We start from the raw sequence: 368 nt of genomic DNA on the forward strand, positions 1-368 counted from the left end.
TCGCATGGATGCTCTCCGAGTCACAGGATCTCCGCCGTCGTCCAGGAATGTCGATGCATGGCCGAGGTCGGCGCGAGAATATTCGAGAATATCGTCTCGCCTCCCCAACTAGGCCTCCCTAGCGTTCCCTTCATGAGCAACCCCAGGACGACGATGGCTGCGCCGGTGCATGTGGTGGACCTTCCCGTGTCGCCCGAACCCGCCTCCGGATGCGATGTATGCGGTGCACTCGCAAGGGAACGCAAGGAAGCTGCCGGTGTCGGCAACTGGTCGACGGTCACCGACTGCAATGTTGAGCTGCGGCGACACCACGGGGAACACACGTGACGGCAGCCCGTGCGCGAGCTGCGTACCGCTATGTGCTCCTC

Annotated in this window: 1 protein-coding gene; it reads left to right on the forward strand. The window is 63.0% G+C overall.

Features of this window, described 5'->3' with window-relative positions:
* Positions 1-57: 57 nt before the first annotated feature.
* Positions 58-327 carry a hypothetical protein gene (locus AC1DYK_RS36275; RefSeq protein WP_478170670.1) on the forward strand — a complete coding sequence of 90 codons (270 nt, stop codon included), beginning with the start codon at positions 58-60 and terminating at the stop codon, positions 325-327.
* Positions 328-368 lie beyond the last annotated feature (41 nt).

This window comes from Variovorax sp. P2_H12 (genome assembly GCF_056403395.1).